The sequence below is a fragment of the Pseudomonas sp. AC070 genome (assembly GCF_979258635.1).
Genome location: NZ_OZ409871.1, coordinates 2542843 through 2564129, shown reverse-complemented (window position 1 = coordinate 2564129; position 21287 = coordinate 2542843). Strand labels below are relative to the sequence as shown.

General features: G+C 63.6%; 23 protein-coding genes and 1 riboswitch. Of the genes, 9 read left to right on the top strand and 14 right to left on the bottom strand.

Annotated elements, in window-relative coordinates:
- Window positions 1-17 precede the first annotated feature (17 nt).
- From ACZZ0Q_RS11485 to cobO, 14 genes are all read right to left on the bottom strand, one after another.
- Window positions 18-578 (bottom strand): glutathione peroxidase, encoded by a 561-nt coding sequence (locus tag ACZZ0Q_RS11485; protein WP_463382749.1) that lies wholly within the window; start codon window positions 576-578, stop codon window positions 18-20.
- 60 nt (window positions 579-638) lie between these two features.
- The gene (locus ACZZ0Q_RS11480) at window positions 639-764 is read right to left on the bottom strand and encodes a hypothetical protein (protein WP_463538896.1); all 126 of its coding nucleotides are present in this window, start codon (window positions 762-764) and stop codon (window positions 639-641) included.
- Window positions 761-1960 (bottom strand): MFS transporter, encoded by a 1200-nt coding sequence (locus ACZZ0Q_RS11475; RefSeq protein WP_463538897.1) that lies wholly within the window; start codon window positions 1958-1960, stop codon window positions 761-763. Before ACZZ0Q_RS11475 ends, ACZZ0Q_RS11480 begins: the two co-directional genes overlap by 4 nt.
- A gap of 22 nt (window positions 1961-1982) precedes the next feature.
- Window positions 1983-2396: a MarR family winged helix-turn-helix transcriptional regulator gene (locus ACZZ0Q_RS11470; RefSeq protein WP_463538898.1), complete on the bottom strand. Its 414-nt coding sequence runs from the start codon at window positions 2394-2396 to the stop codon at window positions 1983-1985.
- A gap of 377 nt (window positions 2397-2773) precedes the next feature.
- Window positions 2774-3499: an adenosylcobinamide-GDP ribazoletransferase gene (locus ACZZ0Q_RS11465; RefSeq protein ID WP_463538899.1), complete on the bottom strand. Its 726-nt coding sequence runs from the start codon at window positions 3497-3499 to the stop codon at window positions 2774-2776.
- The gene (cobC, locus tag ACZZ0Q_RS11460) at window positions 3499-4071 is read right to left on the bottom strand and encodes an alpha-ribazole phosphatase family protein (protein ID WP_463538900.1); all 573 of its coding nucleotides are present in this window, start codon (window positions 4069-4071) and stop codon (window positions 3499-3501) included. The genes ACZZ0Q_RS11465 and cobC overlap by 1 nt, the downstream gene beginning before the upstream one ends.
- Window positions 4068-5123, bottom strand: coding sequence for a nicotinate-nucleotide--dimethylbenzimidazole phosphoribosyltransferase (gene cobT / locus ACZZ0Q_RS11455; RefSeq protein ID WP_463538901.1), 1056 nt, complete (start codon window positions 5121-5123; stop codon window positions 4068-4070). Before cobT ends, cobC begins: the two co-directional genes overlap by 4 nt.
- Entirely contained in the window at window positions 5120-5641 is a 522-nt protein-coding gene (cobU, locus tag ACZZ0Q_RS11450; protein WP_463538902.1) for a bifunctional adenosylcobinamide kinase/adenosylcobinamide-phosphate guanylyltransferase, read from the bottom strand. Before cobU ends, cobT begins: the two co-directional genes overlap by 4 nt.
- 240 nt (window positions 5642-5881) lie before the next feature.
- Window positions 5882-7342, bottom strand: a complete 1461-nt coding sequence (locus ACZZ0Q_RS11445; protein WP_463542185.1) for a cobyric acid synthase — start codon at window positions 7340-7342, stop codon at window positions 5882-5884.
- A gap of 19 nt (window positions 7343-7361) precedes the next feature.
- Window positions 7362-8387 carry a threonine-phosphate decarboxylase CobD gene (cobD, locus tag ACZZ0Q_RS11440; protein ID WP_463538903.1) on the bottom strand — a complete coding sequence of 342 codons (1026 nt, stop codon included), beginning with the start codon at window positions 8385-8387 and terminating at the stop codon, window positions 7362-7364.
- Entirely contained in the window at window positions 8380-9312 is a 933-nt protein-coding gene (cbiB, locus tag ACZZ0Q_RS11435; protein WP_463538904.1) for an adenosylcobinamide-phosphate synthase CbiB, read from the bottom strand. Before cbiB ends, cobD begins: the two co-directional genes overlap by 8 nt.
- Window positions 9309-9959: a 5,6-dimethylbenzimidazole synthase gene (bluB, locus tag ACZZ0Q_RS11430; RefSeq protein ID WP_463538905.1), complete on the bottom strand. Its 651-nt coding sequence runs from the start codon at window positions 9957-9959 to the stop codon at window positions 9309-9311. The genes cbiB and bluB overlap by 4 nt, the downstream gene beginning before the upstream one ends.
- The gene (locus tag ACZZ0Q_RS11425) at window positions 9956-11302 is read right to left on the bottom strand and encodes a cobyrinate a,c-diamide synthase (protein WP_463538906.1); all 1347 of its coding nucleotides are present in this window, start codon (window positions 11300-11302) and stop codon (window positions 9956-9958) included. The genes bluB and ACZZ0Q_RS11425 overlap by 4 nt, the downstream gene beginning before the upstream one ends.
- Entirely contained in the window at window positions 11302-11913 is a 612-nt protein-coding gene (gene cobO / locus ACZZ0Q_RS11420; RefSeq protein WP_122450863.1) for a cob(I)yrinic acid a,c-diamide adenosyltransferase, read from the bottom strand. The genes ACZZ0Q_RS11425 and cobO overlap by 1 nt, the downstream gene beginning before the upstream one ends.
- 149 nt (window positions 11914-12062) lie before the next feature.
- A riboswitch (cobalamin riboswitch) is annotated at window positions 12063-12300 on the bottom strand.
- A 224-nt stretch (window positions 12301-12524) separates the two neighbouring features.
- Between cobO and ACZZ0Q_RS11415 the strand changes: the two genes are divergently transcribed.
- The 9 genes from ACZZ0Q_RS11415 to ACZZ0Q_RS11375 all read left to right on the top strand — a co-directional run bounded on the left by ACZZ0Q_RS11415 (window position 12525) and on the right by ACZZ0Q_RS11375 (window position 20994).
- Window positions 12525-13547 (top strand): methyl-accepting chemotaxis protein, encoded by a 1023-nt coding sequence (locus ACZZ0Q_RS11415; protein ID WP_463542186.1) that lies wholly within the window; start codon window positions 12525-12527, stop codon window positions 13545-13547.
- 33 nt (window positions 13548-13580) lie between these two features.
- Window positions 13581-13946, top strand: coding sequence for a response regulator (locus ACZZ0Q_RS11410; RefSeq protein ID WP_122495991.1), 366 nt, complete (start codon window positions 13581-13583; stop codon window positions 13944-13946).
- Between the two features lies 1 nt (window position 13947).
- Window positions 13948-14262, top strand: coding sequence for an STAS domain-containing protein (locus tag ACZZ0Q_RS11405; RefSeq protein ID WP_463560585.1), 315 nt, complete (start codon window positions 13948-13950; stop codon window positions 14260-14262).
- A 10-nt stretch (window positions 14263-14272) separates the two neighbouring features.
- Window positions 14273-16468, top strand: coding sequence for a chemotaxis protein CheA (locus tag ACZZ0Q_RS11400; protein ID WP_463538907.1), 2196 nt, complete (start codon window positions 14273-14275; stop codon window positions 16466-16468).
- Between the two features lie 10 nt (window positions 16469-16478).
- Complete coding sequence (locus ACZZ0Q_RS11395) at window positions 16479-18125, top strand: methyl-accepting chemotaxis protein (protein WP_463560583.1); 1647 nt, start codon at window positions 16479-16481, stop codon at window positions 18123-18125.
- An 18-nt stretch (window positions 18126-18143) separates the two neighbouring features.
- Window positions 18144-18650, top strand: coding sequence for a chemotaxis protein CheW (locus tag ACZZ0Q_RS11390; protein ID WP_463538909.1), 507 nt, complete (start codon window positions 18144-18146; stop codon window positions 18648-18650).
- On the top strand, window positions 18650-19459 hold the full coding sequence (locus tag ACZZ0Q_RS11385) for a CheR family methyltransferase (protein WP_463538910.1): 810 nt from the start codon (window positions 18650-18652) through the stop codon (window positions 19457-19459). Before ACZZ0Q_RS11390 ends, ACZZ0Q_RS11385 begins: the two co-directional genes overlap by 1 nt.
- A 16-nt stretch (window positions 19460-19475) precedes the next feature.
- On the top strand, window positions 19476-20561 hold the full coding sequence (locus ACZZ0Q_RS11380; protein WP_463538911.1) for a protein-glutamate methylesterase/protein-glutamine glutaminase: 1086 nt from the start codon (window positions 19476-19478) through the stop codon (window positions 20559-20561).
- A 121-nt stretch (window positions 20562-20682) separates the two neighbouring features.
- On the top strand, window positions 20683-20994 hold the full coding sequence (locus ACZZ0Q_RS11375; protein WP_463538912.1) for a hypothetical protein: 312 nt from the start codon (window positions 20683-20685) through the stop codon (window positions 20992-20994).
- Window positions 20995-21287: the final 293 nt, after the last annotated feature.

Below are 21287 nucleotides of genomic sequence, written 5' to 3'. Positions count from 1 at the left end.
TGAGAAAACCCAGCCGCTCAGGGCTTGGAGGCAATGGCTTTGGCCAGCGCTGCTTGCAGCTCAGGGTCGTCTGGTTTGGTCATGCTGGAAAAGCTCGCCACCACGTTGCCCTGGCGGTCGACCACATATTTGTAGAAGTTCCAGCGCGGCGCACTGCTCTGCGCGGCCAGCTCTTTGAACAGGGGAATGGCTTGGTCGCCACGCACGTGTTGGGGCTCGACCATGGCAAAGGTCACGCCGTAGTTGACGTAGCAAACCTTGGCGGTTTCAGCGAGGTCGGCGTCTTCCTGGTTGAAGTCGTCGGAGGGCACGCCGAGCACTTCCAGGCCTTGTTCTTTGTGGCTTTTGTACAGCGCCTCAAGGCCTTTGAATTGCGGGGCGAAACCGCAATGACTGGCGGTGTTGACCACCAGCAGCGGCTTGCCGGCGAACTGGTCGCAGAGGTTGAGTTGTTCTTTGTTTTTGTCGCGCAGCTTGGGCAGTTCGCCTTGCAGCAGTGGCGGGCAACTGGCCGCCAAAACCGGCAGCGAGAACAACGACAAAACGAGGGCAGGTAGAACGATACGACGCAGGCTCATGGTGATGGCGCTCAAGGGTCGGTGGCAGTGGGGCCACGCTACCCGTCAAGCGCCGGGCCGTCAAAGGCAACTGCCCATGCCCAGTTGCAGCAACGCCAGACCGCCACGTTGCCAGCCCCACCACACGAGCGCGAGCAGCCCCGCCGCTGCGGCGACGCTCACCGCTACCGTGAACGAGCGGCTCATGCCGCCGCCATGCGCAGGCGTTCAACCGGCTGCTCGCGCACCGGCCAATTGAGCGCGGCGGCCACCAAGCTGAGGCCGATGGAAATTTGCCAGACCAGGTCGTAGCTGCCCGTACGGTCATACAGATAACCGCCCATCCAGCCGCCAAGAAACGCACCCAACTGATGAAACAGAAACACGATGCCGCCGAGCATCGACAGGTTGCGCACGCCAAACAGCGTGGCCACGGTGCCGTTGGTAAGCGGCACGGTCGAGAGCCAGAAAATGCCCATCAGCACGCCAAAGGTGTACGCAGTAAACATCGACACCGGCACGCTGATAAACCACACCAGCACCACCGCACGCGCTAGGTACAGCCCCACCAGCAGGCGCGGCTTGGACATGCGCCCGCCCAGCCAACCGGCAACATACGTACCGAAAATATTGAACAGCCCCACCAGTGCCAACACCGTGGTGCCGACCGTGGCGGGCAAGTGTTGGTCCACCAGATACGCCGGCAAATGCACGCCGATAAACACCACTTGAAACCCGCACACGAAAAAGCCCAACGCCAGCAGCCAGAAGCCTTTATGCGCTGCCGCTTCACGCAGCGCTGCGCCGAGGGTTTGGTCGGCGCCTGACACCGGCAGCGGCTTGTCTTTGAGCATCGCCACCAGCGGCACGATCAGCGCAGCCAGGGCGCCGAGCGCAACCAAGGCCAGCGACCAGCCCAGCCAACTCAACAAACCCAAGGTGCCGGGCAACATGGCGAACTGACCGAACGAGCCGGCCGCTGCCGCGATGCCCATGGCCATGCTGCGTTTCTCCGCCGGCACCGCGCGGCCGACTACGCCGAGCACCACCGAGAACGTGGTGCCCGACAAGCCCAGCCCAATCAGCAAACCGGCGCTCAGCGACAGCGACCACACCGAGTCCGCCGAGGCCATCAGTACCAAACCCAAGGCATACAGAACGCCGCCGACCACCATCACTCTTGCGGCACCGTAGCGGTCAGCCAAGGCGCCGGCAAACGGCTGCGACAAACCCCAGAGCAGGTTTTGCAGGGCGATGGCAAAGGCAAACACCTCGCGGCCCCAGCCAAACTCCGCGCTCATCGGCGCCAGAAACAGGCCGAAGCCATGGCGAATGCCCATCGACAGCGCCAGGATCAACGCCGCTCCCAAAAGGACCCACTTAGTTGCCCGCCATGCCGTCATCGCCCTGCTCCGCTGCACTGCATTAATCGATGGTTTCCAGGTCGTCCAGCAACAGCCAGAGCGCCTCACGTTTTTCTGCACCGAGGCGCAGCGCCACTTGTGCTTGCGCGTCTTTCCAAGCCTGCGCCGCCTGCTCGAAACGGCGGGTGCCCTGCGCTGACAACTGCACCTTGCGGCTACGCAAATCACTGCCCTCGCCCATCTGCACCAAGCCTTCGCCCTCCAACACCTTGAGATTGCGACCCAGGGTGCTGCGGTCCAGGCCCATGGCTTCCGCCAATTCGGAAATGCTCGGTTGCTCAAGCCGCTGGAGGTGGCTGAGCAAGGAATATTGCGCCACGTTTAAGCCGAGCGGCTGCAGGGCGTCGTCGTACAGACGGCTGACGCTGCGGGCGGCTCGGCGGAGTTTGGTGCAGAGGCAATGGGTGGTTAGCATGGATGCGTGTATATACCCGTGTCTGGGTGGCGTCAAATGGAAAGAGCGATTTTGGGGGTGGGCGTGATTGGTTGCGGGGACCGGGAGAGCAAAATTGTTGACGTATTCGAGGTCAGTGCCTGACGAAAGACTCTGGATTCCCGCCTTCGCGGGAATGACGGTGTCCGCGAAAAAATCATCCGTCATCCTCGCGAACGCGGCGGTCCGACGATTCGGGATCCAGAATCTCGGATGTGTCGACGTTATGTGCACGACGCAATAGCCTGGATCCCGAATCGTCGGACCGCCGCGTGCGCGAGGATGACGGCGTTTTTGTATAGATGGTCGTCATCCCCGGGAAAGCGGCATTTCGACGATGCGCGACTCAGGTTAGCGCCCTAAACCGCCGACACCACCAACACCAAACACTCCACCAACTCCACCATCGCCCCCGCCGTATCCCCTGTCGTGCCGCCCAACCGCGCCACCATCCGGCCCCGCAACCAGGCGAACAGCAGCAGCCCGCTCACCAACGCCAACAACCCGGCCCAGCCAAACATCAGCATGGCCAGCGCATGGGCGCCCAGCACCCAGGGCAACGCCGAGCGCGGCAGGTGCTCGGCCAACGCCTGCCCCAACCCGCCAGCGCGCACATACGGCGTGGTCATGAACAGCAGCGGCAACAAACCACGCGCCAGCCAAGGGGCCAGCAGCAGCGCGCTCCCATGAAAATGTTCTAGCAAGGCCACCAGCGCCGCGAATTTCAGCAGCAGCACCACCACCAACGTCACCACGGCAATCGGCCCGCTGCGTGGGTCTTTCATGATGGTCAGGGTGCGTTCGCGGTCGCCGAAGCCGCCGAGCCAGGCGTCGGCGCTGTCGGCGAGGCCGTCCAGGTGCAGGGCGCCGCTCAATGCCACCCAGGCGGCCAGCAGCAGCGCCGCGCGAAGCAAGGTGGGCGTGTCGGCCAACATGGCGTTCAGGGCTAAAAGCAGCAGGCCAATCAGCAGACCGACTACGGGGTACCACAGCAGCGAACGCCCCATTTCCTGAGGGCTTGGCATACCCGGCAAGCGCACGGGCAAGCTGGTGAGAAATTGCACGGCGATCAGCAGCGGCAGCATCAAACCTCCAACAGCACGCAGGGCGATTGCACGGTGAGGTGGTGCAACCCGCCGTGGGCGACTTCCACTTGCAGCAATTGCTCGCGAGGCAAGCCGCGGGCCTGGGCGAGCAGCAAGCGCATTACGCCGCCGTGGCTGACTAGCAGCACACGCCGGCCGTCATGCTCGGCGGCGATGCGTCCAATAGCGCCAAGCACGCGGGCAGCGAACGCCAGCACCGGCTCGCCGTCGGGCGGCGTGAAGGCGTAGGGGTCGGTCCAGAATTGGCCGAGGTCGCCTTCGTGCTGGTCCATCAGCGCCAGGGCGGTTTGCCCTTCCCAGGCGCCAAAGTGCAGCTCGCGTACATCGCTTTCCAGCAGCAGCGGCACGCCACGCTCAGCGGCGAGCTGTTGCGCAAAGGCTGCACAGCGTTGCAGCGGCGAGCTGATGATCAGGTCCCACGGGCCCGCTTCGGCCACGGCGGCGTGCATTTGCGTCCAGCCTTCATCGGTGAGCGCATCGTCGATGCTGCCGCGAAAGCCGCCGGCCAATTCGGTCGCGCCGTGGCGCAGCAGGCTGAGGTGCACGGTCATGCCGGGCGATCTGCGACAGCGGCTTCGGCAAACGTGGCCATGTCGCCGTGCAGGCAGCAGGCCATTTGCAGCAGCGGCACGGCCAGCGCCGCCCCACTGCCCTCGCCCAGGCGCAAGCCCAGTTGCAGCAAGGGTTGCGCCTCCAAGGCTGCCAACACGGCGTGATGACCAGGTTCGGCGCCCTGATGGGCGAACAGCAGCCACGGGCGGCAATCGGCGTTCAAACGCACGGCAATCAATGCCGCGACGGTGCAGATAAACCCGTCCACCAGCACCGTTAAGCCTTCCTGCGCACAGGCGATGTAAGCGCCCACCAGCGCGGCGATTTCAAAACCGCCCAGGTGTTGCAGCACGGCCAGCGGGTCACTCAGGTGCGCGTGGTGCAGGGCCAGCGCGGCTTCGATCACGTTCACTTTATGGGCCACGCCTGCCGGGTTCAGGCCGGTGCCGGGGCCGACGATCAACCGTACCGGGCAGTCGAGCAGCGCGCTGGCCATGGCGCTGGCCGAGGTGGTGTTGCCAATGCCCATTTCGCCGCCGATATACAGCTGCGCCCCGCCCGCCTTAGCCCGGCGGACGCTGTCGCGCCCGGCTTCGAGGGCGATGTACAGCTGGGTTGGCGTCATCGCCGGGCCTTGAGCGAAGTTGAACGTGCCGGCGCCGAGGTTCAGGTGACGCACGTTGGGGATCGCTTCCAGCGGCGTGGCGGTGCCCAGATCGATCACTTCCAGCGCAGCATCGAGGTAACGCGCGAGCACGCTGATGGCCGCGCCGCCGCCGATAAAATTGCGCAGCATTTGCCCGGTCACGGCCTGCGGATAGGCCGACACGCCTTCGGCTACCACACCATGGTCGCCGGCAAAAATGGCGATCCACAGGCTGTCGATCACCGGCCGCTCGCAGCCTTGCATGGCGGCCAAGTCAATGGCCACCTGCTCCAGCACGGCCAGCGAACCGGCCGGTTTGGTCAGCATTTGCTGACGCGCCGTGGCTTTGCTTTTGGCCACGGTATCCAACGGCTGACAGGGTGCAACCCACCACGACAGGCTCATAACGGCGCTCCTTTGAGAATCATGGGTAGGCCAGCAACGGTAAAAATCACCCGCTGGCAACGTTCAGCCAGGGCCTGATGCAACCAGCCCGCCTCATCGACATAACGGCGTGTCAGCTCGCCCATGGGCACCACGCCCAGGCCGGTTTCGTTGCTCACCAGCAGAATGCGCCCCGGCAGCGCTGGCAGGCATTCGAGCAAGGCGTCGCGTTCGGCGGCCAGGCGCTGAGGGTCGTCGAGCATCAGCAAATTGGTAAGCCATAGGGTCAGGCAATCGACCAGCAAGCAATGGTCCGGCGCGGCATGGGTTTGCAGCACGTGCGCCAGGCGTAACGGCTCTTCCACCAAACCCCACGCGGCCGGACGACGTTCGCGGTGTTGGCGGATGCGCGCGCTCATTTCGCCGTCGCCGGCTTGCGAGGTGGCGATATAGGTGACCGGCCAGGTGCTTTCGCTGGCCAGGCGCTCGGCGAGGCGGCTTTTGCCGGAGCGGGCGCCGCCGAGGATGAGTTCATGCATGGTCAGTGTCCAAAAGTGTCAACGCCCCTGTAGGAGCGGCTTCAGCCGCGATGCTTTTAGGTCGCAAGAGCATCGCGGCTAAAGCCGCTCCCACAGAGTGCGTGGAATACCGCGCAAAGTGCTTGGTTTCCGGTGTTTGCCAAGCCTCGAGCGCAAATCGCGGCCCTGTAGGAGCGGCTTTAGCCGCGATGCTTTTCGAATGCAGGAGCATCGCGGCTAAAGCCGCTCCAACAGGGTGTTTTATAGCCCGCACAAGCTGCGTAATTGTTCGGTATCCAAATGCTGTTCCACCAAATCCGCCAGGCGCTCTAAATCACGCTCGCGCAGGGCGTGGTAGTCGACCGTTTGCACGTCTTGCAGTCCAGCCCAGCCCAGCACGGCGCTGCATGCCGCTGGACTTTCGAACAGGCCGTGCAAGTACGTGCCGAGAATCTGTCCATCGTCGCTGCGGGCGCCGTCGCAGCGGCCGTCGTCGAGCTGCACGGCGAACTGTTCCAAGGCCGGCCCGGTGCTGATGCCGGCGTGAATTTCATAGCCGCTGATGGCCGCGCCATCGAGGCACAAGTGGCCGTTTACGTTGCGCAGCTGTTTGTGTTCGGCCAACACCGTTTCGAAGTCGAGCAGCCGCAGTCCCGCGCTCGATCCGGCGGCACCTTCGATACCGGCCGGGTCGTGGATCTGTTGGCCGAGCATCTGGAAGCCGCCGCAAACGCCAAGCACCTTGCCGCCGTAGCGCAGGTGTTTGTGCAAGGCGCTTTCCCAGCCGTTCGCCCGCAGCACGGCGAGGTCGCCACGGGTGCTTTTCGAGCCGGGCAGAATAATTAGGTCGGCCGGCGGAATCGGCTGGCCGGGGGCGATAAATTGCAGGTCTACCTGGGGGTGCAGGCGCAGCGGGTCGAAGTCGGTGTGGTTGCTGATGCGCGGCAGCACCGGCACTACCACTTTGAGCACCTGCTCGGCTTTGGCGATTTGCCGGGTGTCGACGGCGTCTTCAGCTTCCAGGTGCAAATCGGTGAGGTACGGCAGCACGCCCAGCACCGGTTTGCCGGTGCGTTGTTCCAGCCAGTCGAGGCCCGGTTGCAGCAGGCTGAGGGCGCCGCGAAAGCGGTTGATGACGAAGCCTTTGACCCGCGCTTGCTCGCTTTCAGAGAGCAGTTCCAACGTGCCGACCAAATGGGCGAACACGCCGCCGCGATCGATGTCGGCGATCAGAATCACCGGGCAATCCACCGCCTCGGCAAAGCCCATATTGGCGATGTCGCCCGCGCGCAAGTTGATTTCCGCAGGCGACCCCGCGCCCTCGACCATCACCACCGAATAGGCGCTACTCAATCGTTGGTGCGATTGCAACACGGCCTGCATGGCAACCTTTTTGTAGTCGTGGTACTGGGCCGCTTCCATGCTGGTGACGGCGCGGCCATGAATGATGACTTGCGCGCCGGTGTCGCTGTTGGGTTTGAGCAGCACCGGGTTCATGTCGGTGTGTGCCGGCAAACCACAGGCTTGCGCCTGCACCGCCTGGGCGCGGCCGATTTCGCCGCCATCGACCGTTACCGCGCTGTTGAGCGCCATGTTCTGTGGTTTGAACGGCGCCACGTTCACGCCTTGGCGATGCAGCCAGCGGCACAGCGCCGCCACCAACGTGCTTTTGCCGGCGTCGGACGTAGTGCCCTGCACCATTAAGGTCGCGCCCTGCATCATCAAGGTCGTGCCCGTTGCGTTATTCATAGGTGCGCCACGCGTGGAAAACCTCGGTCAGTTTTAGCCAGTCAGCCTCTTCAGCCGGCAGGCCGATGCGCAGGCTGCTGTGAGCCGGAAACAGCCGCAGCAGCACGCCGCGCCGGGCAAAAAAATCGTGAATCTTGGCGGCTTGTTCGCCTTGCCACCATTGAAACAGTGCAGTGCCGCCGCTGGGTTGCAGACCGTTAACCGTCATCAGTTCGGCAAGCCGCTGACTGGCGTGCAGCGCGCGCTCACGCTGGCGCTGTTGGCTGGCCTGATCGGCGAAACACTGGCGGGCCACCGCGCGGGTTGGGCCGTTAATGGTCCAGGGGCCCAGGCGATCGGCCAGGGCTTGTAGCAGCGCTGGCACGGCCAGCACGCAGCCCAGTCGAGCACCGGCCAGGCCGAAAAATTTTCCAAATGAGCGCAGCACGATCAGGCCGTCACGCGGACACTCGGCCGCCAGGCTGTGTTGCGGGGTGATGTCGATAAAGGCTTCGTCCACCACCAGCCACCCGCCCCGCTCCGCCAGGTTCGCGTGCCAGCTCACGAGCTGTTCGCGCGGGCACAGGCGGCCGGTGGGGTTGTTGGGGTTGACCACCACGAGCACGTCTAGCTCATGGAGCTGCGCGGCGACGTCGGCCTCGGTCAATTCGCGAACATCGTGCCCGGCTTCGCGCCAGGCGTGGGCATGTTCGGCGTAGCACGGCGACAGCACGCCCACTCGACTGCGCCCACGCAAACGTGGCAGTAGTTGAATGGCAGCTTGTGAACCGGCCACCGGCAGCAGTTGCTCCACGCCGTAATACGCGCAGGCAGCGGCGGTTAAGCCGTCGTCATCTTCGGGCAGCCGCGCCCAGGCGCTGACGGGAATCTCGGCCAGGGGAAACGGCCACGGCGCGATGCCGGTGGACAGGTCCAGCCAGTCTTCGACGGCAATGCCGTAGTCACGCGCGGCCTGTTGCAGTCGGCCGCCGTGGAGCAGGCCGCCATGGAGCAGGCCGGCGCTGATGGGCTTAGGCAAACAGGCGCCCTCCGAGCAGCAACACCAGCAGCCACAGCAAAACCCCGCGCCGCACCAACCGCACGGCGCGCTCAATGGTGTCGGCATCCGGCGCCGGACCTTCGCCCAAGGGTGGGCGTTCACGCAGGGCGCCGTGGTACATGGCCGGTCGCCCCAGCGCTACGCCCAGCGCACCAGCGCCCGCCGCCATCACTGGGCCGGCGTTCGGGCTGTACCAGGTGAAGCCCTGCCGCCACCAGCAGCGCAAGGCCAGGCGCGTGTTGCCGAGCAGCGCGTAGGTAAGCGCCACCAGCCGCGCGGGAATCAGATTGAGCACGTCGTCGATGCGCGCCGCCGCCCAGCCGAAACGCTCGAAGCGCGGGTTGCGGTAGCCCCACATGGCGTCCAGCGTGTTGCTCAGGCGGTACAACACCACGCCGGGCGCGCCCAGCAGCACGAACCAGAACAAGGCCGCGAACACCGCATCGCTGCCGTTTTCCAATACCGATTCGGTGGCCGCCAACGCCACGCCGTGCTCATCGAGGGCCGAGGTGTCGCGGCTGACGATATAGCCCACCCGCTCGCGGGCTTTGGCCAAATCACCGTCGCGCAGCGCCTGAACAATCGGCTGCGCATGTTCGGTCAGGCTTTGCATGCCCAGGGCCAGGTACAGCGCGGCGATGTCCACCAGCCAGCCGATGTAGGGCAGCAGGCTCAGCAGCCAGGCGGCGACGGTCAGCGGCAGCACGGCAAGCACCCAGGCGGTCACGCCATGGCTGCGCCAGCCGCGCCCGACGTCGTCAGCGTTTTCGCTAAAGGCGCGGTTGAAGCGCTGTTCAAGCGCGTTGGCCAGACGACCAAAGCCCACCAGCGGATGCCAGCGCTTGGGTTCGCCGAAACAGACGTCCAGCGCCACTCCGGCGACGCTGAGCAAGGCGATGCTCATTGCGCCTCCGGCCAGGTGTCGGTGAATAGCAGTTCGCTGAGCGGTCGCGGCGTCGCCCAACCTTCCTGTTGCAGCATCGGCGCTTCATAGAATTCCGGCACCGGGCCCACGCACAGCACGGCAACCGGCTTGGCGCCAGCAGGCAGGTGCAGTAATTCGGCCAACGCTTGCGGCTCGAACATCGACACCCAGCCCACGCCCAGCCCTTCAGCGCGCGCTGCCAGCCAGAAATTCTGGATCGCGCAGGACACCGAGGCCAGGTCCATTTCTGGCAATGTGCGCCGGCCAAATACATGGGCCTCACGGCCATCGCCGAGGGCGACCACCAGCAGCTCGGCGCAGTCGCGAATGCCCTCGACTTTCAGGCGCATAAATTCATCGGCGCGCTGTTCCAGCGCCTCGGCAGTGCGCACCCGCTCTTCTTCCACCAGCGCATGAATGGCATGGCGCAGCTCGGAACGGGTAATGCGGATAAACCGCCACGGCTGCATCAGGCCGACGCTCGGGGCGTGGTGCGCCGCTTCGAGCAAGCGCGCCAGCACCTCGGGCGCCACTTCGCCGCTGCTGAAGTGGCGCATGTCGCGGCGCTCGGCAATGGCGCGGTACACGGCCGCGCGCTCAGCGGCGCTGTAGGCGTGGTCCGTCATGCCAGTTGCTCGTCGCTCTGCTGAACGTGGGCGATAGCAGGCGCCGCGCCGGGCAGAAACAGTGCCGCCGCGGCGGCCGGGTTGGACGGCATATACAAGTGAATGTACGAAGCCGTCAGCCGGCCGATGCGGTACACCGCCTCGCTGGTGCGTTTGTAGGTCGGGCACACGCCACGGGCCAGCGGCTCCAGGGCGCAGTGCAGTTCGGAGTAGTGATAGGTATGGCCGCGCACGCGGCCTTCGGGCAGTTCGATTTCCTGCAAGGCCAGCGCTTTGAGCTTTTTATGCATCTGAGCATTGCCAGGCAACAGGCCCAACAGTTCGCCGCTGGCGCCGTCTTTGTCGGTCAGCGCGTCAAGCAGATACAACATGCCGCCGCATTCGGCGTGCAGCGGTTTGCCGGCAGCGTGGTGGGCATGAATGGCGGCGCGCATGGCCTGGTTGGCTTGCAGCGGTTGCAGGTGCAATTCCGGATAACCACCGGGCAAATACAGGCTATCGACCTCGGGCAACGCGCTGTCGCGCAACGGCGAGAATTCGATCAGCTCGGCACCCAGCTCGCGCAGCAGGTCGAGGTTGGCTTGGTAGAGGAAGGCGAACGAGGTGTCGCGCGCCACGCCGATGCGCACGCCGTTGAGCAACGGCGCAATATGCCGCGCCGTGGGCGGCGGCGCGAAGTGCACCGGCGCCGGCAGCGTGGTGTCGGCGCTGGCGGCCAGGGCGTCGGCGGCGGCGTCCAGACGGGCGTCCAAGTCTTCCAGCTCTTCGGCTTGCACCAGGCCCAGGTGCCGGCTCGGCAGTTCAATCGCGGCGCTGCGCGGCAAGGCGCCGTACCACTTGATGGCAGGCGGCAGGCAGTCGCGCAGAATTTCACCGTGGCGGGCGCTGCCGGTGCGGTTGGCGAGCACGCCGGAGAACGGCAGGTCGGCCTGGTACGTGGCCATGCCGTGAGCCATGGCGCCGAAGGTTTGCGCCATGCCGGAACCGTCAATCAGGGCCAGCACCGGCACGCCGAAGTGACGGGCCAGGTCGGCCGCCGATGGCGTGCCGTCGAACAGGCCCATGACGCCTTCAATCAGAATCAGATCAGCCTCGGCGGCGGCTTCCCAGAGCAGGCGGCGGCTTTCCGCTTCGCCGACCATCCACAAATCCAGCTGGTACACCGGCGCACCGCTGGCGCGGGCGAGAATCATGGGGTCGAGAAAATCCGGCCCGCATTTGAATACCCGCACCCGTTTGCCTTGGCGTGTGTGCAAGCGCGCCAGGGCGGCGGTGACGGTGGTTTTGCCCTGGCCGGACGCCGGTGCGGCGATCAACAGCGCCGGGCATGCGTGGCTCTGCATCAGAACTCCACCCCGGCCTGGGCTTTGACGCCGGATTTGAACGCGTGCTTGACCATTGCCATTTCGGTCACGGTGTCGGCCGCTTCAATGAGCGCAGGCGGCGCGCCACGGCCGGTGGCGACCACGTGCTGAAATTCCGGGCGGCCGCCGATATCGGCGAGCACGGTGTCGAGGTCGAGGTAGTTGTGTTTCAGGGCGATATTCAGCTCATCCAGCACCACCAGGCCGATGGCCGGGTCGTTGAGCATGTCTTTGGCCACGGCCCAGGCAGCGACTGCTTTGTCGATGTCGCGCTGGCGGTCCTGGGTGTCCCAGGTGTAGCCCTCGCCCATCACGTGGTAGCTGACTTCTTCGGGGAAGCGGCGGAAGAAACGTTCTTCGCCGGTACTGGCCGCGCCTTTAATGAACTGCACCACGCCCACTTTCATGCCATGGCCCAAGGCCCGCGCCACCATGCCAAAGGCCGAACTGCTTTTGCCTTTGCCATTGCCGGTGTGCACCAGCAGCAGGCCGTATTCGTTCTGCGCCTGGGCGATTTTCTCGTCGATAAGGGCTTTTTTGCGGGCCATGCGCGCCTTGTGGCGGGCGTCGCGTTCTGCGGATTCGCTCATTGCGGTCTCAGCTCTTCAACATCAATTGTCCAGGCCATGAAACCCAGCGCGCGGCAGTGGTTTTTCATTGGCGTGGTTGAGGCTAGCGGAGAACGGCAGACGCAGGGATTGCAGGCAATCACCCGACGCCAGACAAAGCCCTCCGCAATGCCGTGGTACTGCGACAGGCCGGTCTCCGGGCTAATGAGCGCGGCCAGTGATGGCCAACAGAACAGCGCGCCTTCCCGTGTTCAACACAGTGGCTAGTGCGGTGTTCAGCTCAATTACCGTTGCGGGGGCAGCGTCGGCTTGTGCCGTTTCTTTTGTACGCGCAACACGTGCAAAACAAGCGGGACCGACTTCCCTGTTTCACCGCCAAATGGCGGCACCTGAAGCGAGGGTGGCAGGTTAGAGGGTTGCAGGTTGAGCGTCAATTCGGCGGGGGGCGCCAACTCGGCGCACTTCTGTATAGGGGAAACCCCTACAAAGCGTGTAGGGGGTGCCCCGATTTTTCGGTTATGCGCGGCTGCCTATAGTTCGCCCACCTTGAACCTGGTCGGGAATTTGCCGTGTTGGCCTATAGCGCGCTGTACCTTGGAGTTGTCATCAGCCTTGTTGGCCTGGGCGTGTCCATGCCGTGGTTGGCCGGTGCCGGTCTTGCCGTTACTGCATTGGCCGGCGTGTTTGTTAGGCCGAGCAAGGCGCCCGTGGCCGAGCCGGTTTACGTTGAAGAAACCGCGCCGACCCTGGACAACCAACCGCTGCTCACTGCGCTGTTGCCCACCTGGAACGACAACCTTGGCCAGGTGCGCCAACTGCTGGGCAGTAACGTCAGCGCCCTCTTCGACCGCTTCGCCAGCCTGGTCGACCGCCTGCAACAAACCCTCAACCGCTCCGAAAGCGTGCTCGGCAACAACGGCATCGGCGACAGCCTGCGCACCGCCAACGCGCGCCTCGACGAAGTGACCAGCGCCTTTCACGCCGCCAGCGACAACCGCAAGCAACTGCTCGCCACCGTCGGCCACCTGAACAGCTACGCCAGCGAATTGCAGAGCATGTCCAAGCACGTGCAGGACATCGCCAGCCAAACCAACCTGCTCGCCCTTAACGCCGCCATCGAAGCGGCGCGTGCCGGCGAGTACGGCCGCGGCTTCTCGGTAGTGGCCGATGAGGTGCGCAAGCTGTCCAGCCTGTCGGCCGAAACCGGCCAGCGCATGGTCGAGAAAGTCGGCGAAATCAACAAAGCCATCCAGTCCACCGTTGGCGCGGCCGATCAGCTGTCGACCAGCGAAGAAAGCAACCTGCGTTACCTCGATCAGGTGGCCGGCGAAATCATGCAGGGCCTGTCGGCCAACCTCGACGAGCTGACCCACAGCTCGCTCGAACTGCAACAGGACACCCGCGTCACCCAGGGCGACATTCAGGAAATCGTCGTCAGCCTGCAGTTTCAGGACCGCTCCGACCAGATGCTCGACCACTTGCAAAGCGACATGCAGCGCTTGCAAAGCGCGCTGCAAAACCAGGACCCGATCATCAGCGACCCGCAGCGCTGGCTGCGTGAACTGCGCAGCCAATTCACCACCGACGAAGAACGCGGCGGCCGCCGTGCAGCCGGCAAAAGCCGCGCTGCGCAAGACGACATCACCTTTTTCTAACGCCTTTTCCTTGCCCTGACGGAGCCCTGCCCCATGGCCAAAACCATTTTGATCGTCGATGACTCATCGTCCATGCGCCAACTGGTGAAAATGACCCTCACCGGCGCCGGCCACCAAGTGATTGAGGCCGTCGACGGCCGCGATGCGCTGGCCAAGCTGACCGGGCAAAAGGTCAACCTGATCATCAGCGACGTGAACATGCCCAATCTCGACGGCATCGGCCTGGTCAAGGCACTCAAGGCGCGGCCGGAATACAAGTTCACCCCCATCGTCATGCTGACCACCGAAAGCGAGCAAAACAAAAAGGCCGAAGGCCAGGCAGCGGGTGCGCGCGCCTGGATCGTCAAACCGTTCCAGCCGGCGCAGTTGTTGTCGGCCGTCGACAAGTTGGCCAGCTGACATGTTTCAGCTCAGCCACCCTGCCCCCGGCCAGTTGGCCATTGCCGGCAGCCTGACCATTTATGAAGTGAGTCAGGCCCACACCGAGCTCGCCGCCGTGCTCAACAGCGACACGCACGTGCCGGCCTGGCGCCTGGACCTGAGCGAGGTGGAAGAACTCGACACCGCCGGCGTGCAGCTGTTGCTGGCCTTGCACAAGTCGCTGCAACAGCTGGGCATCGTGTTGGAAACCTGCAACCCGGCCGCCGCCGTACTCGAGCTGCTCGCCCTGTTGCGCCTCTCTCATTTGCTGCCGTTGTCGGCAGCCCAGGCCTGAGGGCCACCCCATGCTGAACGGCGAACAGTGGACGCAACTGCTGCTGGGCTTTATCGAAGAAGCGAGCGAGCTGACCAAGCAGGCCGAGGAATACCTGCTGCAACTGGACCAGTCGCCCACTGACGAAGAGGCCCTGAGCGGCCTGTTCCGCGCCATGCACACCATCAAAGGTTCGGCGGGTTTGTTCTCGCTGACGCCGTTGGTGGGCTTTACCCATCACCTGGAAAACCTGCTGATGGCCGTGCGCGACGGCGCCGGCACCCTGACCCCGGCGCTGATTTCCGTGCTGCTGCGCTGCCTGGATGAAATCGCTTCCATGGTCGCCTTGATCGATCCGCACAGCGGCGAGCTGCCGGTGGATGAAGAGCATCAGGCGCAACTGCTGGCCACCTTGGCTGAACATGCGCAGGCCGTGCCGGGCGCCATGCCAGTAACGGCTGCCCATGAACCTGCCAGCGCGGCGCCGGTCGTGGCCTCGCTGGGTAAATCGGCGGCCTGGCACATTTCCCTGCGCTTTCACGCCGACCTGCTGCGCAACGGTTTCGACCCGGCGTCATTTGTGCGTTACCTGGCGCGCCTGGGCGATATCAACCACCTGGCGTTGATCGACGACACGCTGCCAGCCCTTGCCGATCTGGACCCGGAAAGCTGCTACCTGGGTTTGGAAATTGACCTGCAAAGCGAGGCCAGCAAAACCGAAATTGAAGAGGTGTTCGAGTTCATCCGCGACTTCTGCACCTTGCACATCTTGCCGCCCGACAGCGTGCTGGATGACTACCTCAAGCTTATTCAGCAGTTGCCCGAAAGCGATGCGCGCATTGGCCAGATTCTGGTCACCGCCGGCCTGCTCACCGAACACGAACTGCAAACCGGGCTGCACCTGCAAGCCAGCGCCACCGATGAAAAACCCGCGCTTGGCGAAGTGCTGGTGAGCCAGGGCATGGTCGCACCGAAAGCCGTAGACGCAGCGCTGGCCAAACAAAAAGCCTCCCGCGATAAACGTGTGAACGACAGCCCGATTCGCGTGGCCGCGCACAAACTCGACGAGCTGATCAACCTGGTCGGCGAACTGGTGATCAGCGCGGCCGGCGCGCAGTTGCACGCGCAAAAGCACGGCAACGCCCAATGCATTGAAAGCGCGCAAACGGTGAATCATCACGTCGAGCAAATTCGTGAAGCGGCGCTGAAAATGCGCATGATCGAAATTGGCGACACCTTCAACCGCTTCCACCGCGTGGTGCGCGACGTCAGCCAGCAACTGGGCAAAGACATCCGCCTGGACATTCGCGGCGCCGACACCGAGCTGGATAAATCGGTGATCGACCAACTGGCCGACCCGCTCACCCACCTGGTGCGCAACGCCATCGACCACGGCATCGAAAACGCCGAACAACGCGCGGCGGCCGGCAAATCGGCGCAGGGCTTGCTGCGCCTGAATGCCTACCACGAGTCGGGCATGATCGTGATTGAAGTGAGCGACGACGGCCACGGCCTGAACACCGCACGCATCCGCGAAAAAGCCATCGCCCGGGGCTTGATCGACGCCCAAGCCAACCTCTCGGAACACGATATTCAACGGCTGATTTTCGCCGCCGGTTTCTCCACCGCCGACGCGGTGTCCGACCTCTCCGGCCGTGGTGTTGGCATGGACGTGGTGCGCAGCGCCATCGATGCCCTGCGCGGCAGCATCGACATCGATTCGGTGCTCGGCCAAGGCACCACCTTCCGCATTCGCCTGCCGCTGACCCTGGCAATCATCGATGGCTTTTTGGTCAGCCTGGGCGATGAACACTTGGTGGTGCCGCTGGATTTGGTCACCGAATGCATCGAGCTGGACGCCACCCAATTGGCGCGCTGCACCTATGGCTACATCGAGCTGCGCGGCAAACCGCTGCCGTGCATCGACCTCGCCGCGCACTTTGGCTTGCCCGCCAGCCACACCAACCGCCGCAACATTGTGGTGGTCAATTTTGGCCGCCAGCAGGCCGGGTTGATCGTCGACCACCTGCACGGCGAGCTGCAAACCGTTATCAAGCCGCTGGGCCTGCTGTTCCAACACCTGCAAGGCATCAGCGGCTCCACCATTCTCGGCTCCGGGCAAATCGCCTTGATCCTGGATATCGCCAGTCTGTTCAACACCCTGCAACACAGCGTCGAGGCCGACTCGCGCGCTAACCAACCGCGACCGGACCTCACCGGCTCCTAGGAGACCTTTTATGCACGCTATCCGTAACTTGAAGATCGGCATTCGCCTGATCGCCGGCTTCACCCTGGTGGTGATTCTCACCGCCGTGGTGGGCGCCCTTGGCATTGTTAATTTGGGCAAGGTCAACGACCTGTCCGACCAGATGTACCAGCGCGAAATGATCGGCCTGAGCTATATGCAAACGGCCAACCTCAACCTCGCCTACGTGGGCCGTCACCTGCGCAGCAGCTTGCTCAGCACCAACGCCGAAGAGCGCGAGCGCACCATTGCCCAGGTGCACGAGGCGCTTAAAGCCATGCACGAAAACCTCGACAAGGCGCGCCCCAGCTTCAGCAGCCCCGAGTCGTTGGCGCAGTTGGCCACCCTGACCAAAGAGCTGAACGCCTACGAGCAAACTGCGCTGCGTATTCTCGACATCAACAAAGCCAGCGGCCGCTTCGCCGAGGCAAACGACGTGATCGCCTTGCTGCCCGAGCTGCGTGCCCAGAGCAACGCCGCCGACGAAACGATTGCCGCGTTGGTTGAGCAGAAAAAAAACCGCGCCGGGGAAGCCAACGACACCATCACCACGATTTACGAGGGCTCTCGTACGCAAATGATCGTGCTGATTCTGATCGCCGCCGGCCTGGGCTTCGCCATTGGCATTCTGGTCACCCGCAGCATCACCCGCCCACTCAACCGTGCGGTAGACGTGGCCAACAGCCTGGCCGAGGGCGACCTCAGCGTGAGCATCACCTCGGACAGCAAAGACGAAACCGGCAAGTTGCTCGCCTCCATGCAACACATGACCGAACGCCTGCGCTCGGTGATGGGCGATGTGCGCAGCGCCGCCGATTCGTTGTCCTCGGCCTCCGAGGAGGTCAGCGCCACCTCCATGTCGCTGAGCCAGGCCGCCACCGAACAAGCCGCCAGCGTCGAAGAAACCACTGCGTCGGTTGAACAGATGTCGGCCTCGATTGCGCAGAACACCGAAAGCGCGCAAATCACCGATGGCATCGCCGGCAAAGCCGCTAGCGACGCCGTTCAAGGCGGCCAGGCCGTGCGCGAAATGGTGCAGGCGATGAAACAAATCGCGGCCAAAATCGGCATCATCGATGACATCGCCTACCAGACCAATCTGCTCGCCCTGAACGCCGCCATTGAAGCCGCCCGTGCCGGCGACCATGGCAAAGGCTTCGCCGTGGTCGCTGCCGAAGTGCGCAAACTGGCTGAACGCAGCCAGGTGGCCGCGCAGGAAATTGGCGGCGTGGCGAGCAACAGCGTCAGCCTCGCCGAACAGGCCGGCAAACTGCTCGACGAAATTGTGCCAAACATTCAGAAAACCTCCGACCTGGTGCAAGAAATCACCGCCGCTTCGCAAGAGCAATCCAGCGGCGCCGGGCAGATCAACATCGCCATGGGCCAGATGAACCAGATCACCCAGCAAAACGCCTCGGCCTCGGAAGAGTTGGCCGCCACGGCCGAAGAAATGAACGCCCAGGCCAGCCAGTTGCAGGAACTGATCGGCTACTTCCGCCTCGACAATTTCGCCGCTGCCGCCAGCCACAAACCGAGCCAACCGCGCGGGCCGAGCAATGTGCGCGAGTTGCGTCGCCAGGAGCCGCGCAAGCCAGGGCAAGGGCTGGTGGATGAAGGCCAGTTTGTGAACTTCAACTAAGCACCGGGACGCCAAGCCATGCCTCACCTACAAGCCAGCGCTGCCGCCACGCCCGATAGCGTGCAGCACCTGTCGTTCCGGGTTCGCGACGCGCGTTATGCGCTGCCGATCGAGCTGGTGCGCGAGATTATCGAATACGGGCAGATCACCACGGTGCCGATGATGCCGAGCTTTATCCACGGCGTGATCAACCTGCGCGGCAACGTGGTGCCGGTGCTCGACTTGGCGGCGCGCTTCGGCATGCCGCTGAGCGTGGCCAACAAGCGCACCTGCATCGTGATCATCGAACTGCACCTGGACGATCAGGAGCAGCGCATCGGTTTGGTCGTGGATGCCGTGGACGCCGTGCTGGATATCGACGGTTCCACGGTTGAACCGCCGCCACCGTTTGGTGCCGGCATCAACACTGACTTTATTGCCGGCATGGCCCGTGATGAGCGCGGCTTCACCATTGTGCTGGACGTACGGCGGGTGCTGTCGCTCGACGATATCCGCCAGTTGAGCCTCGCCCGTCAGGCCAGTTGATGCCCACCTCAAACCTGCCAAAACTGAGTGACAGCGACTTCCGCAGCCTGCAGCAGATGATGCTGCAGGCCTCGGGCATTCGCATGGCCGAGCAAAAGCGCACGCTGATGGCAGGCCGGCTGATGTGCCGGCTGCGCGAACGCGGGGTGCCTAACTACGGCGCCTATATGCAGCTGATCAACGACCCGAACGAACAGGAAGAACGGCGTCTGGTGATCGACCTGCTGACCACTAACGAAACCTACTTCTTCCGCGAGCCGCAGCACTTCGAGGTGCTGGGCGAATGGCTGGGCAAGCAGCGCCGCCCTATTCACATGTGGAGCGCGGCCAGCTCATCGGGGCAGGAAGCGTTCACCATGGCCATGGTCGCCGCCGAGCATTCGGCCAGCCGTGATTGGTCGATATTCGCCAGCGACCTCAGCCGCCGCGTACTCGATACCGCGCGCCGTGGCACGTATCCGCTGGAGCAGGCCGATAACTTTCCGGCCGGCTGGCTCAAGCGCTATTGCCTGCGCGGCGTGGCAGACAGCGAGGGTTTGTTTCGCATGAACCAGGAATTGCGCCACCGGGTGAACTTTGCCGAGGTCAACCTGATGCGCCCTATTCCCGCTGGGGTCGGGCCGTTCGACGTGATTTTCCTGCGCAACGTGTTGATCTACTTCGCCCAGGACGAAAAGCGCGCCATTACGCAACGCTTGGTCGAGCGCCTGCACCCTGGCGGCTTGCTGTTTATCGGCCACGCCGAAAGCCTGCACGGTTTCGACTTGCCGCTGCGAACCCTGCGCCCTTCGGTGTTTGAACGCCTTTAAGAAACGGAACCAGCCGATGCCCCATAACGCGCGGATCAAAGTATTTATCGTCGATGACTCGGCATTGGTGCGCCAGGTGCTTACCGCCTGCCTGCACAGCCACCCGACCATCGACGTAATCGGCCAGGCCGCCGACCCGCTGTTTGCACTGGAAAAAATGCAGAAACAGTGGCCCGACGTTCTGGTGCTGGACGTGGAAATGCCGCGCATGGACGGCATCACGTTCCTGCGCAAAATCATGGCCGAGCGGCCGACGCCATCAATCATCTGCTCAACACTCACCGAAGCCGGCGCCGCCATCACCCTCGACGCCCTGGCGGCAGGCGCTGTAGGCGTATTCACCAAAGCCAAGCTCGGGCTCAAAGACAGCTTGCAGCAGATATCCGGCGATTTGATTCGTCAGATTGAAATGGCCGCTCGTAGTAGTCCACGCGCCATGCCAAAGGCAACTCCAGGGGCGTCTGTCGCAAAAACAGTGATCGCTGCTGCCCAGCCGGAGCCGCACGCAGAAAAGCCGTCGCTGACCACCACCGATCGCGTGGTAGCACTCGGCACATCCACAGGCGGCACCCAGGCCCTGGAAGTGGTGCTGCGACAATTGCCGGCCGGCTGCCCCGGCATCGTCATCGTTCAGCACATGCCTGAGAAGTTCACCGCCGCCTTTGCCCAGCGCCTCGACAGCCTCTGCGCTATCGACGTGCGCGAAGCCAAACACATGGACCGCGTGCGCCCCGGCCTGGCCCTCGTGGCGCCGGGTGGCAAACACATGCAGCTCAAACGCAGTGGTGCGCAGTACTTCGTGGAAGTGATTGATGGCCCGCCGGTGAACCGGCACAAGCCGTCGGTGGACGTGCTGTTTCGCTCGGTGGCTAAACACGCCGGCCATAACGCCCTGGGCATCATCATGACCGGCATGGGCGACGACGGCGCCCGTGGCCTGCTGACCATGCGTGAAGCCGGCGCGCGCACCGTGGCGCAGGACGAAGCCAGCTGCGTGGTGTTCGGCATGCCCAAAGAAGCCCTGCGCCTGGATGCTGCCCAAAGCACCGAATCACTTGGCAATTTGCCTAAGGTCATCATCCAGTACGCCCGCACCAACTAGGGCACACGGCCCCCTTGTTCTTGCAGTAAGTCCCTACGCAATCGAAGCAAGTCGCCTTACTTCTCTAGCGACCAGGCCTACGTAGAATTTCCCCACCTTGAACGTTGGTGGAGACATTCCCGTGCTGGCTTATTACGCGCTTTACCTTGGACTCGTCATCAATTGCACCGGATTGGTCGTGTCCCAGCCCTGGTTAATTGCGGCCGGGATGTTGATTAACCTGATAGGCGCCTGGTTTTGCCGCCCTCGGCCAATTGTCGCGGACAGTCAACCGCGGCTCGACTCTTGCTCCAACGAATTGCATGGCCGCGCCGCTAGCTCGATGCAACTTCAGGATCGCTCAGAGCAGATGATCGATTACTTGCAACTCGATATGCAGCGTATGCAGGACGCCGTATCCAGCCAGGATCCGGCCATCGGCGCCCAGCGCTGACTCAGTAAGCTGTAATACGGTTTCATGCCCTTCGTCGTGGTCTCTACCGATATCGGGAGGGCTACGAATCGCTGGGCACCGCCCGGCCGGCGCCGTAACAAATCAGCCGACGAACGCTTTGGCGCCCAACGTAGAGCGCCTGCAGGCACTTTGCCGTGCACAATGATGGCCACTTGCCCATCAAATTAGCCGAACCTTCGCTACACTCCTTACTCATTGCTTATAAGCGCGGCCGTGTCGAGCCTCGCCTTGCGCCCGTTCGGCGCAGTTTGAGACAGGAGTCCAAGCAATGC

Coding starts and splice junctions, on each gene's coding strand:
- ACZZ0Q_RS11400 (WP_463538907.1), top strand. CDS start 14,273: ATGCTGAACGGCGAACAGTGGACGCAACTGCTGCTGGGCTTTATCGAA.
- ACZZ0Q_RS11470 (WP_463538898.1), bottom strand. CDS start 2,396: ATGCTAACCACCCATTGCCTCTGCACCAAACTCCGCCGAGCCGCCCGC.
- cbiB (WP_463538904.1), bottom strand. CDS start 9,312: ATGAGCATCGCCTTGCTCAGCGTCGCCGGAGTGGCGCTGGACGTCTGT.
- ACZZ0Q_RS11380 (WP_463538911.1), top strand. CDS start 19,476: ATGCCCCATAACGCGCGGATCAAAGTATTTATCGTCGATGACTCGGCA.
- ACZZ0Q_RS11415 (WP_463542186.1), top strand. CDS start 12,525: ATGCCGTGGTTGGCCGGTGCCGGTCTTGCCGTTACTGCATTGGCCGGC.
- ACZZ0Q_RS11445 (WP_463542185.1), bottom strand. CDS start 7,342: ATGATGCAGGGCGCGACCTTAATGGTGCAGGGCACTACGTCCGACGCC.
- ACZZ0Q_RS11390 (WP_463538909.1), top strand. CDS start 18,144: ATGCCTCACCTACAAGCCAGCGCTGCCGCCACGCCCGATAGCGTGCAG.
- cobC (WP_463538900.1), bottom strand. CDS start 4,071: ATGACCGTGCACCTCAGCCTGCTGCGCCACGGCGCGACCGAATTGGCC.
- bluB (WP_463538905.1), bottom strand. CDS start 9,959: ATGACGGACCACGCCTACAGCGCCGCTGAGCGCGCGGCCGTGTACCGC.
- cobT (WP_463538901.1), bottom strand. CDS start 5,123: ATGAGCCTGTCGTGGTGGGTTGCACCCTGTCAGCCGTTGGATACCGTG.
- cobU (WP_463538902.1), bottom strand. CDS start 5,641: ATGCATGAACTCATCCTCGGCGGCGCCCGCTCCGGCAAAAGCCGCCTC.
- ACZZ0Q_RS11385 (WP_463538910.1), top strand. CDS start 18,650: ATGCCCACCTCAAACCTGCCAAAACTGAGTGACAGCGACTTCCGCAGC.
- ACZZ0Q_RS11480 (WP_463538896.1), bottom strand. CDS start 764: ATGAGCCGCTCGTTCACGGTAGCGGTGAGCGTCGCCGCAGCGGCGGGG.
- ACZZ0Q_RS11425 (WP_463538906.1), bottom strand. CDS start 11,302: ATGCAGAGCCACGCATGCCCGGCGCTGTTGATCGCCGCACCGGCGTCC.
- ACZZ0Q_RS11410 (WP_122495991.1), top strand. CDS start 13,581: ATGGCCAAAACCATTTTGATCGTCGATGACTCATCGTCCATGCGCCAA.
- ACZZ0Q_RS11475 (WP_463538897.1), bottom strand. CDS start 1,960: ATGACGGCATGGCGGGCAACTAAGTGGGTCCTTTTGGGAGCGGCGTTG.
- cobO (WP_122450863.1), bottom strand. CDS start 11,913: ATGAGCGAATCCGCAGAACGCGACGCCCGCCACAAGGCGCGCATGGCC.
- ACZZ0Q_RS11405 (WP_463560585.1), top strand. CDS start 13,948: ATGTTTCAGCTCAGCCACCCTGCCCCCGGCCAGTTGGCCATTGCCGGC.
- ACZZ0Q_RS11485 (WP_463382749.1), bottom strand. CDS start 578: ATGAGCCTGCGTCGTATCGTTCTACCTGCCCTCGTTTTGTCGTTGTTC.
- ACZZ0Q_RS11465 (WP_463538899.1), bottom strand. CDS start 3,499: ATGCTGCCGCTGCTGATCGCCGTGCAATTTCTCACCAGCTTGCCCGTG.
- ACZZ0Q_RS11395 (WP_463560583.1), top strand. CDS start 16,479: ATGCACGCTATCCGTAACTTGAAGATCGGCATTCGCCTGATCGCCGGC.